This is a genomic window from Liquorilactobacillus capillatus DSM 19910 (assembly GCF_001434915.1).
In the GTDB taxonomy this organism is placed as follows: Bacteria; Bacillota; Bacilli; order Lactobacillales; family Lactobacillaceae; genus Liquorilactobacillus; species Liquorilactobacillus capillatus.
Genome location: NZ_AZEF01000027.1, coordinates 36,314 through 52,519 on the forward strand (window position 1 = coordinate 36,314; position 16,206 = coordinate 52,519).

General features: G+C 35.7%; 20 protein-coding genes and 1 riboswitch. Of the genes, 17 read left to right on the forward strand and 3 right to left on the reverse strand.

Translation table 11 applies throughout. From position 1 onward, the window contains the following. The first annotated feature begins 255 nt into the window (after positions 1–255). Positions 256–1,161, forward strand: a complete 906-nt coding sequence (locus FC81_RS05800; protein ID WP_057744169.1) for a magnesium transporter CorA family protein — start codon at positions 256–258, stop codon at positions 1,159–1,161. On the opposite strand, the gene FC81_RS05805 is transcribed toward FC81_RS05800, so the two are convergent. Beyond that, positions 1,158–1,694 carry a hypothetical protein gene (locus FC81_RS05805; RefSeq protein WP_057744173.1) on the reverse strand — a complete coding sequence of 179 codons (537 nt, stop codon included), beginning with the start codon at positions 1,692–1,694 and terminating at the stop codon, positions 1,158–1,160. The genes FC81_RS05800 and FC81_RS05805 overlap by 4 nt on opposite strands. Positions 1,695–2,110: 416 nt before the next feature. Here FC81_RS05805 and trpB point away from each other — a divergent pair, with 416 nt between their 5' ends. The 4 genes from trpB (at position 2,111) to FC81_RS05825 (ending at position 6,185) form a co-directional block, all read left to right on the forward strand. Then, positions 2,111–3,316, forward strand: coding sequence for a tryptophan synthase subunit beta (trpB, locus tag FC81_RS05810; protein WP_057744176.1), 1,206 nt, complete (start codon positions 2,111–2,113; stop codon positions 3,314–3,316). Between the two features lie 89 nt (positions 3,317–3,405). Beyond that, positions 3,406–3,921: a GrpB family protein gene (locus FC81_RS05815; RefSeq protein ID WP_057744180.1), complete on the forward strand. Its 516-nt coding sequence runs from the start codon at positions 3,406–3,408 to the stop codon at positions 3,919–3,921. 63 nt (positions 3,922–3,984) lie between these two features. Next, entirely contained in the window at positions 3,985–5,070 is a 1,086-nt protein-coding gene (locus tag FC81_RS05820) for a S66 family peptidase (RefSeq protein ID WP_057745027.1), read from the forward strand. A 152-nt stretch (positions 5,071–5,222) separates the two neighbouring features. Next, a complete protein-coding gene (locus FC81_RS05825) occupies positions 5,223–6,185 on the forward strand; it encodes a D-2-hydroxyacid dehydrogenase (protein ID WP_057744183.1) in 963 nt (320 codons plus the stop codon). A 260-nt stretch (positions 6,186–6,445) separates the two neighbouring features. Here FC81_RS05825 and FC81_RS05830 read toward each other — a convergent pair whose 3' ends face one another. Together FC81_RS05830 and FC81_RS05835 are read right to left on the reverse strand one after the other, a co-directional pair. Beyond that, the gene (locus FC81_RS05830; protein ID WP_057744185.1) at positions 6,446–7,045 is read right to left on the reverse strand and encodes an ECF transporter S component; all 600 of its coding nucleotides are present in this window, start codon (positions 7,043–7,045) and stop codon (positions 6,446–6,448) included. A gap of 79 nt (positions 7,046–7,124) precedes the next feature. Next, the gene (locus tag FC81_RS05835) at positions 7,125–7,718 is read right to left on the reverse strand and encodes a TetR/AcrR family transcriptional regulator (RefSeq protein ID WP_057744188.1); all 594 of its coding nucleotides are present in this window, start codon (positions 7,716–7,718) and stop codon (positions 7,125–7,127) included. A gap of 116 nt (positions 7,719–7,834) precedes the next feature. Here FC81_RS05835 and FC81_RS05840 point away from each other — a divergent pair, with 116 nt between their 5' ends. The 12 genes from FC81_RS05840 to FC81_RS05895 all read left to right on the forward strand — a co-directional run. Next, positions 7,835–8,467 carry a nucleotidyltransferase family protein gene (locus FC81_RS05840; RefSeq protein ID WP_338041712.1) on the forward strand — a complete coding sequence of 211 codons (633 nt, stop codon included), beginning with the start codon at positions 7,835–7,837 and terminating at the stop codon, positions 8,465–8,467. 91 nt (positions 8,468–8,558) lie between these two features. Continuing rightward, a complete protein-coding gene (locus FC81_RS05845) occupies positions 8,559–8,882 on the forward strand; it encodes a MazG nucleotide pyrophosphohydrolase domain-containing protein (RefSeq protein ID WP_057744194.1) in 324 nt (107 codons plus the stop codon). Positions 8,883–8,938: 56 nt separating this feature from the next. Next, positions 8,939–9,463: a GNAT family N-acetyltransferase gene (locus FC81_RS05850; protein WP_057744197.1), complete on the forward strand. Its 525-nt coding sequence runs from the start codon at positions 8,939–8,941 to the stop codon at positions 9,461–9,463. Positions 9,464–9,599: 136 nt separating this feature from the next. Beyond that, positions 9,600–10,955, forward strand: a complete 1,356-nt coding sequence (locus tag FC81_RS05855; protein WP_057744199.1) for an aspartate kinase — start codon at positions 9,600–9,602, stop codon at positions 10,953–10,955. A gap of 140 nt (positions 10,956–11,095) precedes the next feature. After that, the gene (locus FC81_RS05860; RefSeq protein ID WP_057744202.1) at positions 11,096–11,302 is read left to right on the forward strand and encodes a DUF3923 family protein; all 207 of its coding nucleotides are present in this window, start codon (positions 11,096–11,098) and stop codon (positions 11,300–11,302) included. 102 nt (positions 11,303–11,404) lie between these two features. Beyond that, a complete protein-coding gene (locus FC81_RS05865) occupies positions 11,405–12,358 on the forward strand; it encodes a zinc-binding dehydrogenase (protein WP_057744205.1) in 954 nt (317 codons plus the stop codon). Between the two features lie 76 nt (positions 12,359–12,434). Beyond that, positions 12,435–12,902: a GNAT family N-acetyltransferase gene (locus FC81_RS05870; protein WP_057744207.1), complete on the forward strand. Its 468-nt coding sequence runs from the start codon at positions 12,435–12,437 to the stop codon at positions 12,900–12,902. Between the two features lie 431 nt (positions 12,903–13,333). Continuing rightward, a riboswitch (Fluoride riboswitch) is annotated at positions 13,334–13,394 on the forward strand. A gap of 121 nt (positions 13,395–13,515) precedes the next feature. Beyond that, on the forward strand, positions 13,516–13,917 hold the full coding sequence (locus FC81_RS05875) for a fluoride efflux transporter FluC (protein WP_057745041.1): 402 nt from the start codon (positions 13,516–13,518) through the stop codon (positions 13,915–13,917). A gap of 1 nt (position 13,918) precedes the next feature. After that, entirely contained in the window at positions 13,919–14,272 is a 354-nt protein-coding gene (locus tag FC81_RS05880) for a fluoride efflux transporter FluC (RefSeq protein WP_057744210.1), read from the forward strand. Between the two features lie 41 nt (positions 14,273–14,313). Further along, positions 14,314–14,805, forward strand: coding sequence for a GNAT family N-acetyltransferase (locus FC81_RS05885; protein WP_057744214.1), 492 nt, complete (start codon positions 14,314–14,316; stop codon positions 14,803–14,805). Positions 14,806–14,923: 118 nt separating this feature from the next. After that, positions 14,924–15,829, forward strand: a complete 906-nt coding sequence (locus FC81_RS05890; RefSeq protein ID WP_057744216.1) for a DMT family transporter — start codon at positions 14,924–14,926, stop codon at positions 15,827–15,829. Between the two features lie 112 nt (positions 15,830–15,941). Then, the coding region (locus tag FC81_RS05895; protein WP_162254823.1) for a Gfo/Idh/MocA family oxidoreductase at positions 15,942–16,206 on the forward strand (265 nt) is incomplete at its 3' end.

The following is a 16,206-nucleotide window of genomic DNA, read 5'->3' on the forward strand; positions in this document are numbered from 1 at the left end:
GTTGATCTATAAGAATAGGTTCTTTAAAATTATAATCCGGAATTAACTAAACTAATTAAAACTATAACTCAAAAGAATAGTTATAAATAAGTTTTTGATTTAATTTACGATTTATTTCTTAATCATTTTCAGCTACAATACGGATAGGTTGCTAAAGATTTTAGAGGTTTGCCCAATAGTCGGCTTAGGTGTCGCACAATCGTTTCTAGATTTTAAATCTTTAAGTACAATTATTTATGAGTAGGGGGTAGTGACATGATACAGGCGGAAAAAATTGCTATTGGTTCATATCACACTTGGCTTAATGTTGAAAAATCCACGTCTGAAGATATAGAAGTACTACAAAAAGAGTATAATTTATCGACTGAGCTACTTGAATATGTAACTGATATCGACGAACCAACAAACTATGATTACGATAAAGAAACTAACTCCCAATTATTTATTTACCATATTCCTTATAGAAACCAGCAGGGCTTTCTAACCGTTCCAATTGTAATTATTCTCATTGCAGACCAGCTGATAACCTTTAATCATTTTGATGATACAACAGTTAAACAGATCTTCACAAATGAAATTCTTAAAACAGACACACCTAATATTGAAACAACTGTTCTTGAAATTCTTAAGCATTTAAGCGATATGTATCTTTTACCGATGCATGAGATTCGGCATCAGCGTAAAGAGTTAAATGACCTCTTAAGTACACGAGCTGATAATAAAAACTTGATCGCACTTGCAAGCTTGCGAAAAAGCTTGATTTACTTTGCAAGTGCCACGCGAAATAATCAACATTTACTGGAAAACTTAACTGATAAATATTTTGGTCTACATTTCCGTGATGATCAAGTCGAATCATTAGTAGATGCTAAAATTGAGACTCATCAGGTGGATCAATTAGTTGAAACAGAATCGGAGATCGTGACTCAGCTGATTAATACTTTTGATACGATACTTAGTAATAATCTGAACTATATTATGAAAATTCTAACTATTTGGTCAGTTGTACTTGCAATTCCAACGATCATCACAGGTTTTTACGGTATGAATGTTAAATTACCGCTGGAAAACAATTCCTTCGCGTGGATTGCAGTAGTTGTTATTACGCTAGCAGTTATTTACTGGATTATACATATTTTACGCTATCATCGTATTATTTAATGTTCAAAAATAAAAGCTAATGACAGATTTATTATGGCAAATAAGAATAGTACGGTACCGTTCCCAATACCAATAATTGCACTACGCGCAACTTTAAATCGTGCAGCGAGCGGATACGACAGAAGTAAAACAAGTAACATTAGACCAGCTAGAACAAATAATGAGCTATCTTGAAAAACAAACTTCAAACCGATAAAATGGGTCAAAACAATAAACGAAATCCATGGAGCAATGTCATCTGAACGTTTTAATTTTATTAAAATGAGAGCTCCAATCAGCGCGACGATAAATTCTCCAATAGCAAAAAGAAGGTACCAACCAAAATGAGTTGCGTTATTCAGAATTGAGGGCGCATCCCAGTTATAGTAGCTAAGAACTCCACTAAAAATACTAAGAAGTAAGGCCGCGCTGCTTGCTAAACCAAGACCAAGCCGCCAGTTGGGCCTTGGTTTTTCTTGTGCCCAACCAAACCAGCAGAAACTAAATAAAGAAAAAATTGTACCTGACATAAGTTGATCACGTAAAAACTCCATTTGATAACACCCCTTACTTAAAAAGTATTCCGATTCTATCCGATCTCAATCTAGCATAGTGTTTAAAGCGCTTCAATATATTTGACTTTGATTTAAAATCTGTTTTTACTTGACAGAGATTTAAATTTAAGGCACAATAAGGACAAATTTTAAACGGAAAGGAGTATCATATCATGAATCTTACTTTAAACATTTGGCAAAGCTGGCATAGTTAAGTGTAAGTTTACCGCGATTGATAAAGAAAGATGCGTAGACTTACTTTAAGTTATTTAGTATTTAAAGAGAGTCTATGCTGATATGATAATTCTAACTTAAGGATATTATTTTAGACCGCATAGAGATTGACTATGCGGTCTTTGAGTATCTTTTTTAGCACTAGACTCTCCCTATAAAAAAATAAAAAAGGGATTATTATTATGGATAAAGCAATAAATAAAGGTTATTTCGGAGAATTTGGCGGACAGTATGTTCCAGACAAAGTAAAAAAAGCATTAGATGAGTTGGAAGAAACCTATGACAAGTATAAAAATGATCAAACTTTTAGAGATGAGTTGGCTTATTACCTCAAAGATTATTCAGGTCGAGCAACTCCATTGTATTATGCCGAAAGTTTAACTAAATATCTTGGTGGCGCAAAGGTCTATCTCAAGCGTGAAGATTTAAACCATTTGGGGGCACACAAATTAAATAATGTTTTGGGACAAATCCTGCTAGCTAAAAGAATGGGTAAGAAAAAGGTAGTTGCCGAAACAGGAGCCGGACAGCATGGAGTTGCTACTGCAGCAGCAGCAGCTAAATTCGGTCTTGAATGTGAGATCTTTATGGGAGCTGAGGATGTTGAACGGCAAAAATTAAATGTTTTCCGGATGGAATTAATGGGTGCAACTGTTAATGCCGTAACAGATGGAACTGCAACACTCAAAAATGCTGTCGATGCAGCTTTAGGATATTTTGCAGAACATCTTGATGACACTTTCTATGTCCTTGGATCAGCGGTTGGACCACATCCGTATCCAACAATTGTTAAAGACTTTCAGAGTGTCATTAGTCGTGAGGCTCGACAACAGATACTCGTAAAAGAAGGTTGCTTGCCAGATGCTGTGATCGCATGTATTGGTGGTGGTTCAAATGCTATCGGAGCTTTCGCTGAATTTATTGATGACAAGCAGGTAAGGTTAATCGGAGCTGAAGCAGCTGGCAAAGGTATCAATGATCCTGAAAATGCGGCAACGATGACAAATGGAACTATCGGCATTTCAGATGGAATGAAAACTTATGTTTTACAGGATGATCAAGGCCATGTTTTGCCAGCTTATTCAATTTCAGCCGGTCTCGATTACCCTGGTGTTGGACCCGAGCACGCCTTTTTAAAAGATACTCACCGAGCAGAATATGTTCCGATAACCGATAAAGAAGCCGTCGCGGCTTTTGGATTGCTTTCAAGAACGGAAGGAATAATTCCTGCATTAGAGAGTTCGCACGCTCTTGCAGAGGCAGTTAAGCTAGTTCCAACTATGAACAAAGAACAAATTGTAATTATTAATATCTCTGGACGCGGCGATAAAGACGTCGAGCAAGTGGCTAATTATATGCATATACACAATGAAGATAATGAAGATTAAGTTATTCTCTCTAATCCGACCGGTTTAAAAAGAAGCTCATACACTCTTGGTAGAAATAAAGCGTCAAGTGATTGGGAAGGAGTTTTCATATGAAAACGGAGCATGTTGTTGTTAAGCCTTATAATGATCGTTGGCCTTTAGAATTTGCAAAAATCCAAACATTTTTAAAGAAAAATATCGGATATTTGAGTCTACGAATTGAACACGTCGGCAGTACTGCTATCCCCGGCTTGAGTGCAAAACCAATTATTGATATTGATGTTGTTATCTCAGACTATACAAATTTTGAAGAGCTTAAACAGCATCTTTTCACTTTAGGCTATATATATGAAGGTACCTTGGGAATTCCAGACCGGCATGCTTTTAAATACAATCCTGCTTCGAGCACACTTTTTTTACATCATTTGTATGTTTGCCCACTTTATTCAAAAGAATTGCTTAAACATCTTTTTTTCCGGGATTATTTACGGCAACACCCTTTGGCATGTAAACGATACGGAATGATAAAACAAGAAGCCGCTACGCTTTTTCCAAATGATATTGAAAGATATATCGCTTATAAAAAGGATTTTATTATATCTATTTATCAACAAATGCATTCTTAGATATCATCCGCTTAGTTTTAGAGAATTAAATCCATTGCCTTCCCAGATAGGAGTTTAAATATGATAAAAAAGCCACAAATTTTGCAAAAGGGTGATAAAGTAGCAATTGTTAGTTTATCCTCAGGTATACTAGGTGAAGCTTTTTGTACTCATGAACTAAAGCAGGGTGAAAAAAGGTTGCGTGAAATGGGACTAGAGCCCATTTTCATGCCTCATTCTTTAAAGGGAATCACATATCTTAAGCAGCACCCAGAAGCACGGGCAGCTGATTTGAAACAGGCACTTTGTGATTCAAGTATTAGGGGTGTTATTTGTGCAATCGGTGGAGATGATACTTATCGGCTTGCACCATATTTGATGGAGGACACCGTCTTCAAAGAAGCTATTAGAAAAGATCCTAAGCTCTTTACTGGTTTTTCAGATACAACCGTTAATCATCTTATGTTTTATAAACTGGGGATGGGAACTTTCTATGGGCCAAATTTTATTAATGACCTTGCGGAACTAGATAATCAGATGCTTCATTTCACAGCCACTTCTTTTCGCAATTACTTTAGAAAAGAACAATCACTTGAAATTAAGGCTAGTGACTATTGGTATGAAGAACGAGTAGACTTTTCAGTAGAGGCACTTGGAACTAAGCGTGTTAGCCATAAAGAAACAAAAGGGTATGAAGTTTTACGGGGGAAAGGTGTAATTACGGGGAAACTTCTAGGCGGTTGTCTTGATAGCTTTTATGACCTTTTAACGAATGAAAGGTATCCTGATGAGAAACAGTTGGTTGAGAAATACGGACTTTTTCCAACCATTGCAGAATGGCAGGACAAAATTCTTTTTATTGAAACGAGTGAAGAAAAACCAACACCGGTATTATATCAAAAAATGCTGATATTATTAAAAAAATATGGTCTTTTTTCAGCTGTAAAAGCAATTATTGTCGGTAAACCACAAAATGAGGTTTATTATGCGGAGTATCAAAAAATTATCAAAGCAGTTACTGCTGAGACGGAGACACCAATTATATTTAATGTTAACTTTGGTCATGCTTATCCACGGACTGTTTTACCCTATGGTCTAGAAGCAAAAATAGATTTTGATCAAAAAAGAATTTTTATTACTGAACCGTTTTTTGCAAATAACACCGAGTAAGTATTCAAAAAACATTGACTGAGTAGAGATGTTCTAGTCAATGTTTTTTTGTGTTTTCTCCAAGTTTTAGAAGAGTTATTTCTTTAAACGGTATGGTATACTACGCTTGATTGAATTAGTAATATATCTTATTGGAAGTAGGGGTTAGATAAATGAAATTAGTTGTATTAGATGGTTATGCCTTAAATTCTGGTGATTTAAGCTGGAAAGAGTTTGCAAAACTAGGAGAATTAAAAGTCTACGACCGTACACCTTATACGGATACGGCTGAGATCTTAAGGCGAATTGGTGATGCCGAAATCGTTTTCACTAACAAAACACCACTTGAGCAGCAAGTGATCGAGCAGGCCCCAAACTTAAGATACATTGGAGTTCTAGCAACCGGCTATAATGTAATTGATCTGGAAGCTGCTGCCAAAAAGAAGATTACTGTTACTAATGTCCCAGCATACGGGACAGAGGCGGTTGCACAGGCAGTATTTGCACTGCTGCTTGAGATAACAAACCAAGTGAGTTTGCATAGTAACGCCGTTCACACAGGCGAATGGACCAAGAATCCTGACTTCACCTTTAGAAAAACGCCTTTAATTGAATTATCAGGCAAGACATTTGGCCTGATCGGATTCGGTAGAATCGCCCAAGCTACAGCTCAGATTGCCCATGCTATGGGCATGAAAGTTATTTTCTATAATCATCGTCCTAAAGAAATAAATAAACCTTGGATAAGACAGGTACCACTGGATGAATTACTTGCACAAGCAGATATTATCAGCCTGCATATCCCCCAAACAAAAACAACGACCAACTTTATTAATCAAGAGAAAATTACCAAAATGAGAAATGGAGTTATTTTACTTAATACAGCTCGTGGGGGGCTTCTAAATGAAAAAGATGTTGCTGCTGCGCTAAATAGCGGCAAAATATTCGCAGCAGGCGTAGATGTTGTCTCAACTGAACCAATTAGTTCAGATAACCCACTTCTAACTGCTAAAAATTGCTTTATTACTCCACACATAGCATGGGCACCCGTTGAAACTCGGGAACGACTTTTACAAATATGTTTGGCCAATGTCAAAGCTTTCTTAACAGGGGAAACTAAAAACAACATTATTTAATATAGTACTAATTAAGAGGGTCTGGTCAAAATTTAACTTTTGATTCAGGCCCTCTATTTGTTACGAATAAACGTATTTTATAAGTCAAAATTCTCCGTCTAACTTCGAATTACTCATAGCAAAGTTCTCGTTATGTTCGTAGCTTCAAATCAGCACTCAAATTTTCTAGACTTATGTCACGCTCCTTTGAGCTATATGCATGTATCACCCCTAGAACTGAATATCCAAAATAGTTTTTATCTTTTTTGAATCTTACGTTTTTATTTTAATTTATTTTTTAATGCGGCAGAAAGCGCCTTGACGATAATGGGGACAACGACAGCTGCAAGGATAGCTTCTGGAATACCATTTGTTCCAACGACACCTAGCAGTAGTTTTCCCAGAAGGCTTGGGTCCTTTAAACCATATGCTTGTGCAACTTCTGGTGTTCGGTAAGCAAGGTAAATCGTACCTAAAACAAGAATTGTATTTAGCAATGAACATATAAGGGCAGTTATTGCTGAGCGTGTGACTAAGTTTAGCCGGGAAAGTTTCATAAAAATGAGGGCTGCTACTATACCAACAATAATCCGTGGTACGATCGAAACCAGTGGGTTAGTAAAAACGAGTGTTTGAACGACACTTGTTGGTCTCGTCCAAGCATTGATAAATGAAAAGACACCCCATGTTGTTCCAGCAACCGTCCCTTCAAATAGACCAAATAAAATCGCGACAATTATAACAGTAATATGAATCGTTGTCAGGTTGATCACACCGATTGGAACATAACCCAACATGGGAAAGAGGCTCTGAGCAATTATTATAGCCATCACAATTCCTGAAACTGTGATACGACGGATCCGTTTACTATTTTCTAACATCTAATTACCTTCTTCTAGTGTATTTTGTTTCAATGGTTTAAAAATACAAGTACTCTGTTGGAGTAACGGTTAAATAATATTAAATAAAAGCTATTAATTTTTTTAATAGTGCTAATTGTTCATCGATATATTTTTCTGAAGCCTGATGTAGATAGCAAAAAACACTTAAGCCTTCAATTGTCAAAATAAAATGATCACCGATAGTAGGTAGATCCTCTTGATGAATCTTCTTTTGTTCGACTCCCAGATTAAGAACACCCAAGATCGTTCTGCGCATCTCATCAAGGTTTTTACCCAGAAACTGTGTTGCCTCTTCAGAGTTTTCTGAGTAATACTCATAACCCGACATCAACAACGATTTTGAAATATTAAGCAAACGTTCCTTTTGTAGTTCCAAGTACTTATCTAGAACTTCGTTAAAGGGCTTGCTTGCTAAAATGCTTTCCCTAATAATATCAAAACGTTTATGCTCACGTTCAGTAATGATCGCCTGCATTATTTCTTCGGTAGAAGAAAAGTATAAATACAAGCCACTACGGCTGAGATTAATTGTCTCCGCGATATCCTTCATTGTTGTATTAGCAAATCCTTTTTTTAGTAAAAGCTGTCGCGCACTCTTTAAAATCTCAGCCCTTTTACTTTCACGCAACTGTTTGTTTGCTTTTCGCGCCATCCAAAATCCCCCCTAAAAATAAAATGACACATGTGACACTTTATTTGAAGTGTATTTTAAACAATGGCTTTTGTCAACTATTTTTTATTTTTATATACTTTAATTAAATTGTAATTTTGCTAATAACAGTTATACTTTGGATAAAAGGAAAAGCTCAATGTTTAATTATAAAAGGGGATGATAAAATAAACAGCAATGAAAAAGTTGTAAAGAAGATAATCTATTCTAGCCAAGAATTGATGAATATTTTAGAAATTATTCAACAGCTCCAGCTACCACATGGTGCCCTGGCAGCTGGATGTATCCGTAATTCAGTATGGCAGGTTCTTAGTAAACAACCACTTATTTTAAAAAGTGATATTGACTTAGTTTTTTTTGATCCAGCAAGGCCACAAGACTTTGATAGGGATCTAGAGCACCAATTATCTAAGATGTATCCTACATACAAGTGGCAAGTGAAAAATGAGGCTTATATGCATAATTATGATTTTGAAAATCAGGCAGCTTTTAAGTCACTTGAAGATGCTATTGCACACTTTGTAGAAACTCCAACAAGTATTGGGGCCTATTTAAATAAAGAAAAACAACTTAAATTAATAGCACCTTTTGGTGTAGATGACTTAGTTAATTTCATTTGCCGTCCAGTTCCAGCATTCTCCCTTGATCAAGCGCACTTAATTATTTTTAAAAGGCGCGTAATTCAAAAACAATGGTGCTTACAGTATCCTAATTTAAGAATTTTAATTTAAGCCTTCTCTATTAAACAAAGTAAGTTTTATTCACAAGATGTATCATGTATAATTAGATTATTTAAACAATAACATTGGGGAGGATCAAAAGATGGGATTAGAAGAGCACCAGGCATGGTTAGTATCATTTTATAAAAAAAGAGATTGGTATAAGTTTTCACCTGAAATTAGGATGAACTTTTTAACGGAAGAAGTTGGTGAATTAGCTAGAGCCATTAGAACTTTTGAAATCGGACGCGATCATCCGGGTGAAAAGAAAAAGGATAAGGCCGAAAGATTTGACAACTTAAAGGAAGAACTAGCTGATGTAGTTGATCAAGTTTTAATCTTATGCCGTAAATATGAAATTGAACCACAGGAAATCTTGCATTATAGCGAGAATAAGCTAACTGAGCGTTTTAAAGATCAACAGTAGAACTACATACGAAAAGGGGGATCAAGATTTTAAAAGAAAATAAATTAAATTTTAAGATGTTTGCAGGAGCTTTAATTAGGCTACGAGCAGTCAAAGAAGATGATTTTGAAACAATAGAAGACTGGTATGAGGATACATATTTTTTGCGCAATGTTGATACCGCAATCGCACTTCCGCGAAATATCGATGAAATCAAAGAAATGTACGAACCCGCTACTGATGTAATTGAATTACTTATTTATCCATTAAAAAGTGAACTACCCGTAGGCTTTGTCTCTATCTATAATATTGAATGGAATAATCGTAGTGCAACACTTGCGATTGGGATCGGATACGAAAGGGATCGGCACTTAGGCTACGGCACAGATGCTTTGAAACTAATAATGCAGTACGCCTTTAACGAATTAAACTTGGATCGTCTTGAATTAGAAGTTATTGAATACAATAAAAATGCACAGAAACTTTACGAAAGATTAGGTTTCAAAGTTGGTGGTCGAAAACGCCAAGCTGTTTTACGTGATAATCAAAGGTTCGACATTCTTTTTTTAGATATATTACGCTCAGAATGGAATAATAAATAAACATGTTGGCTACTTATAGAAAAAAATCTGTATAATAGACAAGTAGTCAATTATATTAAAGATTATTTCTTGTTTTATAACAATTCTTTTGCTATTCTAATCAACATAATAAATAGATAATTAGGATGTGTCATTCGTGAAAATAACAAAATTCGGTGGAAGTTCTCTTGCCAATGCTAAACAGATCAAAAAGGTTTTTGATATTGTAAAAGCTGACCCTGATAGAAAAGCTGTCGTTGTATCAGCACCAGGCAAACGCTTTGCTACTGATACAAAAATAACAGATAATTTGATTACCCTCGCTGAACAGGTCCGTGATGGTAAGAATACTGCAAAGATTTTGACGATTATAAAAGAACGCTATATGAATATAATCAACGATTTAGACCTCGGACAAATAGTTAAAGCTAAATTAGAAACTAATCTTCAAAAAATGGTCACTGACTCCTATACTTCATACGATCATCTCCTAAACACCTTCAAAGCTAGTGGAGAAGATAATAATGCGCAGCTCGTAGCAGCTTATTTTCAGCAAAATGGATTGGCTGCAAAATATATTAGTCCGGAAAAGGCTGGGTTATACGTTTCCACACAAGATGGCCATACTCGTGTTTTACCTGAGACATACACTAATCTTGAAAAACTCCGTCAGATACAAGAATGTATTATTTTTCCAGGATTTTTTGGTGTTTCCAAGGAAAAACAGCGGGTTACTTTCTCACGTGGTGGATCTGACATTACTGGAGCTATTCTTGCGCGAGGGTTAAAAGCAGATTTATATGAAAACTTCACAGATGTTGATGCTATTTTCGCGGCTAACCCACAAATTGTCGCACAACCGCAAAAAATAGATCACTTAACTTATCAGGAAATGCGTGAACTCTCATACGCAGGCTTCTCAGTTTTACATCACGAGGCGTTACGACCAGCAATCATGGCCAACATTCCGATTAGAGTTAAAAATACTAATCGGCCCGAATTGCCCGGAACACTTATCAGCAGAACACGTACCGATAATAAATATCATATTACAGGTATCGCTAGTTCACATGGATTTATGTCTATTTCTATTAAGAAATACCTCATGAATGAAGAAGTTGGCTTTGGTGCCAAAGCACTTAATATTATGGCTGAACATCAGTTGAGTGTTGAACATGTACCTACTGGAATTGATGAGATTTCATTAATATTGCGTGCAGATCAATTCAAAGACAAAGAGGAAGAAGAAAGTGTGTTGCAAGAACTAAAAGAACGACTTGCAGCAGATGACATTTCTTCTGAAAAGGAACTGGCACTTTTAATGATTGTTGGTGAAGGAATGATTTCAACTGTTGGTACTGCGGCTAAGGCCATGACTGCTATGGCAAATACTGGAGTTAATCTGAAGATGATCGATCAGGGATCATCAGAGATTAGTATGCTGTTTGGGATTGCTGCTGCAGATGAACAACACGCCATAAAGGCCTTGTATAATACTTTTTTTAAAGTATAGGTTTGTAGCCTTAAGATTATTTATATTAAGTTAAACTGGCCTCCGTAATTTTAGAAGTAATTACTAGAGGCTTTTTTGGCAGTCCGAAATGCACAAGTTAAAAAAATTCTTTAAAAATGAAAATTGGAGGGTTTAAAAAATTGAAGTTATGGTCTTTGGCTAATATCTTTTGGTTAATTGTTTTTGTAGCAATGGAGATATTTATTTTGCTCCGCAAAGTTGATGGGGCTGGTACAGTTCAAGACTCCACAAGCCGCTTTGTGTCATCTGTTGTGTTACTCGTCTTCTTTGTGATTATTGCAGTTGTTCAGTTCGTGATACGGTTACTTCTCAGGAAAAGAGGATAGTTTACTAACGTAAATACGATAGTTAAAATAAATGGTTTTTGCTTATTTCAAAATTTTTTACTACACTAACTATAGAAACTCTTAGAGAGATGGAGATACAATATGAAAGCATTATATTTTAACCATTTTGGTGATAATTCGGTACTAGAGTATGGGACCTTACCTGATCCTCTGATCAAAAGTGATGAAGTCTTAGTAAAGACAGACTATATTGGGTTGAACTTTGCAGATATTTATCGGCGTCGAGGTCATTACCATATTGAAGACCACACCCCTTATATTAACGGTTATGAAGGTTTGGGCACGATTATCAAGCTTGGAAGAAGTGTAACCGGCATCACGTTAGGGACAAAGATTCTTTTTGTTGATGTACCTTTCGCTAATGCTGAACTAGTTGCTGTTCCAGTCACCAAAATAATAAAACTACCTGCTGATCTAGAAGAAGAGACAGCCGCCGCTATCGGGCTCCAAGGATTGACTGCCGATTTTTTAGCGCATGACCTTGCTAAGAATAAAAAAGATGATAAGGTTTTCATTCAAGGAATTAGTGGCGGTGTGGGACAGATTCTTCTCCAAATGTTAGTTGCTGATGGTATAGAAGTATACGGAGCAACTTCTTCTAATCACAAACAACAACTAGCTTTAACTCAAGGAGCAACGGAAGTTAACCTACGAACAGATAAAAAAATAAGTAGGGAGAATGGAACCTTTGCAACCGTTTTCGATGGCGTGGGACAAACTTTAGAACAAAGTATTGCTTTAACCCAAACCAAGGGAGCAGTGGTCTTCTTTGGAATGGCCGGAGGTGATCCACCTAAAGTTGACTTGATAAAACTACTTGAGCATTCTAAAAGCATTCTAACAGGAGATCTTTGGGATTACTTAACTAGCCAAACTGAGAGGCAGAACCGTTTTAATAGATTAGCCAATTACTTTATTGAACAGAAGATCCAGATCAAGCAACCTCAAATTTTTAATTTGGCTGAAGGTAAAAATGCCTATGCACTACTTGAATCAGGGAAAAGCAATGGGAAAATCTTGATGAAAAGTAATTAAGTTATTAGATACGACTATTTCTGCAACCTAGCAAGAACTCTGTTATAGGTTGAATTTATTCGAGGAGTTAATAAAAGTGAAATTAATTGAATATAATACATCCTTTGCAACTCAGATTGCTGAATATAAAGTATCAAGTACTGCTTTTACCGGTTTACCTCAGACAGCAATTAAAATCTCAGCAAACAATAAGGACTATCACTCCCTGTTGCTAGTTAATGAACAGGGGGAGATCCCAACCTTTTTAGTTTTAGATGCTGGGGAAACCAAATATAATTATACAAACAATAAAAACAGTTTATTATTACGAAACTTTTCTACTGATCAGCGCTTTTTACGCCGAAACTACGCTAAGACGGCTCTTACAATGCTGCCAAGCTATGTTAAAGCTAATTTTCCAAATATTCATAGTATTATCCTTGGTGTTAACAGCAGAAATATACCTGCCCAAAAGCTTTATGAAAAGAGTGGATTTCGTAAGAAAAAGAAGGTTTATCAGGGGAAAAAGGGGCCTCAGCTAATTTATAGCTTAGCCTTGAACTAGTTATTAGACATCAATCAGTTGTAGCTTAACTACTAGCTTTGGAATATAAAAAAAGGCAATCGACACTGTTTTGATATACTAGCACCAACAAGCAACTTATTAAGAAAAAGTGATTTTGATAAAAGCGTCTGGTATGTATACTAATAAAATACCTTCGTTGATCACCTAAGTTAGCTGAAAAGCTGGGATTACAAAAAGAGGCTGAGGTCCGACAAGTTCGTTATTATAAAAATAAATATTGAAATTCGGTAAAGTACGGGGTTTTGTGGGATGAATGGAAGATGAAAATAACTAAACAGAGTGATAATTAGTTATGCTAGTGGCTTTCGTGACGTGCTAACAATTAAACAATATTGTAGAAAAAGCCTATTCTAATAACTAATTTTCGTCAAAATGATTGACATCTTGAACCTTACATGACATAATTCACTTAAATTATACGTGATGGTGTTCGCGGTTAACTATCGAAAGATTGATGACACCTACCCTCTAAGTTAGAGGGTAGGTGTCTTTTTGTTTAACTAATTTTAGAAAGGAAACTGGTGGTAAGAAACCTGAAGTTGGACTTAGGCAAATCTATACTATACAAATATTAGAAAAAGGGGTTAAAATAATGAAAAGAAAATGGATAAACGCTTTAAGTGTCTTATTTTTTGGCTTTTGGGGTGGTGTACTACGTTACCTTTTTAGTCGGTTGTTTAATTTTAATGGAACTATCATGGTCAATCTTATTGGGTGCTTTCTTTTAGCCTTTTTAACATATTTTTTTATATCATTTAAAAACTTTGCAGAGTGGTTAACAGTCGGTCTAAGTACTGGCTTGGTTGGATCATTTACAACCTTTTCGAGCTTTAACCTGGATATCTTTAAATTATTACTTCTTAATAAAAACGGGTATTTGATTTTTTATGTGAGCAGCAGTATTTTGGGAGGTTTAGCACTTGCCTTTCTTGGTTCTTTCCTTGGAACTCTTATAGGTCACAGAATGGGCGCCAGGGAAGGGGGGCGAGAATAAAATGATCTGGTTAATTGGTGTAGGTGCGGCTCTAGGATCTCTGTTGCGTTTTGAGATAACTATTAAAACCAAAGTTTACTTTAAAAAGAACTGGCCTTTAGCAACTTTTCTAATCAATTTAAGCGGTGCCTTTTTTCTTGGTTATTTATTTGGGTTACAGCCTGAAAAAAACTATTTCCTTTTTTGGGGAACAGGTATAGTTGGTGGTCTGACAACCTTCTCAACTTTAAATACAGAACTACTTGGTCTCTTCAATACACATCATCCCCGAACAGGCTTAAGTTATATGGCTCTAAGCTATTTAGGTGGAATATTATTTTTTAGCTGTGGCTACTACGTTAGTCTGTGGAATTGAAAAAGGTAAAAATATCTACTAAGTCAAAGGGAGGTTTATCTATGATTACATACCGTACTTTTAAAGAAGACGATGCTGTCGAGGTTGCTCAATTAGTGGCGCTTACAATGCGGACGACTAACCGTAAAGATTATTCACAGGAATACTTAGAAAATGATCTTAAACATCTGACTAGTCAAGATTTCATTGAAAAAGCTAAATATTTTCATTGCTATATTTTTTACGATAATCAAGCAGACAAAATCGTTGCTGTTGGTTCGATTGGTCCATACTGGGGTAAAAAAGATGAAAGCAGCTTATTTAATATTTTTGTTTTACCCGCATATCAGGGGCAAGGAATTGGTCGAAAATTAATAACGGTTTTAGAAAATGATCCATATTTTATACGTGCTAGACGAATTGAAATTCCAGCTTCTATTACAGGCTTGAAATTCTACCAAAAAATGGGTTATTCCTATAAAGATGGTTATCGACAACTTGATGACGAAAAACTTTATCGGTTGGAAAAGTTTAATCATCCCAAAACTGTCTAATATTATGTTTGGACTAAGTAGCTTTTTAACTAAAACTACTTAATCTAATATTCAAGTTCTGGTAAATCTAAATAAATACTGGTAAAAAGTTAATTTTAACGTAATAAAGGGGCTCATTATGAACAAGAGTATTGGAATTGCATATGCTATTATTGGTTCAATTTTTTGGGGAACATCAGGGACAGTTGCTGAATATTTATTTGCCCGCCAGCATTTAGATCCACTTTGGCTTGTAGGTATTCGTTTGTTTGGAGCTGGTCTAATGTTATTACTTTGGTATGCAATAAAACATGGACATAAAATCTTCTCAATTTGGCATAACAAAAATAACATTATCAAATTAGTTCTCTTTGCCTTTTTAGGTATGTTGCCTTCACAGTTAACTTATTTTATGGCAATTAAATACGGTAATGCACCAACCGCAACTGTTTTACAATTTTTGGGACCACTATTTATTATTGGTTACTTAACTGTTTTTCAAAGAGTGTTGCCACGAAGAATTGATATTTTTTCAGTCTTATTAGCTTTAGCGGGAACATTTTTATTGGTTACCAATGGGCAAGTCACACACCTAGTCCTAGGTCCTGCAGCATTATTTTGGGGAATAGCGGCCGGTCTTAGCCAAGCATCATATACTTTACTTCCACGTCGCTTACTAAGTCTTTTCAACGATCGTTTAGTAGTCGGCTGGGCAATGTTGTTAAGTAGTTTGCCTTTTACAGGGGTTATTACAACACATTCATGGAGCTCCCTAGATGTTATGACAATTGCTGGAATTGGTTTTATTGTTATTTTCGGAACGATGTTTGCCTATTTATTTTACTTGAAAAGTCTTAAGAGCTTACTACCAGCTACAACAGGCATGTTGAGTGCTTTTGAACCACTAACCGCAACTGTCCTATCAGTTACTTTTCTAAGCACGCCTTTCTCGCTGATTCAAGCAATGGGTGGTATTTTAGTTTTATCTACGACAGTGATCCAAGCACTTCCCTCTAAGAAATATAACAAAAAAGTTGAAGAATAAGTAAGCCTAAAAATTTGAAACTTAAAATCAAGTAATGTTATATTGTAAGAAGGTTTTTAGTACTAATTTATTATAAATTTGGAAGCTTATTCTAGTGAAAGCGGGCAAGTATATGAACAATGTTACGAACTTAATCTTCGGTATTCTAGGAACTAGTTGGATTTCACAGAAGTTTGCTCATACGGTGGAGGCCAGTGAGCAAACAGCTGTTAGGGCTGTCTATTCCAGAACATCAGCCAAGGGACAAGACTTCATTAAAAATTTTAGAACACCAATTACTGTTTATACTAATATCGATCGTTTATTAGAGGATAAGCAGATCAACGCTGTTTATATAGCATCTCCTAACAACATTCATTTTTCACAGATTATGGCTT

Excerpts from the sequence above, each read along its gene's own strand:
- FC81_RS05800 (WP_057744169.1), top strand. The coding sequence starts at position 256 with ATGATACAGGCGGAAAAAATTGCTATTGGTTCATATCACACTTGGCTT.
- FC81_RS05805 (WP_057744173.1), bottom strand. The coding sequence starts at position 1,694 with ATGGAGTTTTTACGTGATCAACTTATGTCAGGTACAATTTTTTCTTTA.
- trpB (WP_057744176.1), top strand. The coding sequence starts at position 2,111 with ATGGATAAAGCAATAAATAAAGGTTATTTCGGAGAATTTGGCGGACAG.
- FC81_RS05815 (WP_057744180.1), top strand. The coding sequence starts at position 3,406 with ATGAAAACGGAGCATGTTGTTGTTAAGCCTTATAATGATCGTTGGCCT.
- FC81_RS05825 (WP_057744183.1), top strand. The coding sequence starts at position 5,223 with ATGAAATTAGTTGTATTAGATGGTTATGCCTTAAATTCTGGTGATTTA.
- FC81_RS05830 (WP_057744185.1), bottom strand. The coding sequence starts at position 7,045 with ATGTTAGAAAATAGTAAACGGATCCGTCGTATCACAGTTTCAGGAATT.
- FC81_RS05835 (WP_057744188.1), bottom strand. The coding sequence starts at position 7,718 with ATGGCGCGAAAAGCAAACAAACAGTTGCGTGAAAGTAAAAGGGCTGAG.
- FC81_RS05845 (WP_057744194.1), top strand. The coding sequence starts at position 8,559 with ATGGGATTAGAAGAGCACCAGGCATGGTTAGTATCATTTTATAAAAAA.
- FC81_RS05850 (WP_057744197.1), top strand. The coding sequence starts at position 8,939 with ATGTTTGCAGGAGCTTTAATTAGGCTACGAGCAGTCAAAGAAGATGAT.
- FC81_RS05865 (WP_057744205.1), top strand. The coding sequence starts at position 11,405 with ATGAAAGCATTATATTTTAACCATTTTGGTGATAATTCGGTACTAGAG.
- FC81_RS05875 (WP_057745041.1), top strand. The coding sequence starts at position 13,516 with ATGAAAAGAAAATGGATAAACGCTTTAAGTGTCTTATTTTTTGGCTTT.
- FC81_RS05880 (WP_057744210.1), top strand. The coding sequence starts at position 13,919 with ATGATCTGGTTAATTGGTGTAGGTGCGGCTCTAGGATCTCTGTTGCGT.
- FC81_RS05885 (WP_057744214.1), top strand. The coding sequence starts at position 14,314 with ATGATTACATACCGTACTTTTAAAGAAGACGATGCTGTCGAGGTTGCT.
- FC81_RS05890 (WP_057744216.1), top strand. The coding sequence starts at position 14,924 with ATGAACAAGAGTATTGGAATTGCATATGCTATTATTGGTTCAATTTTT.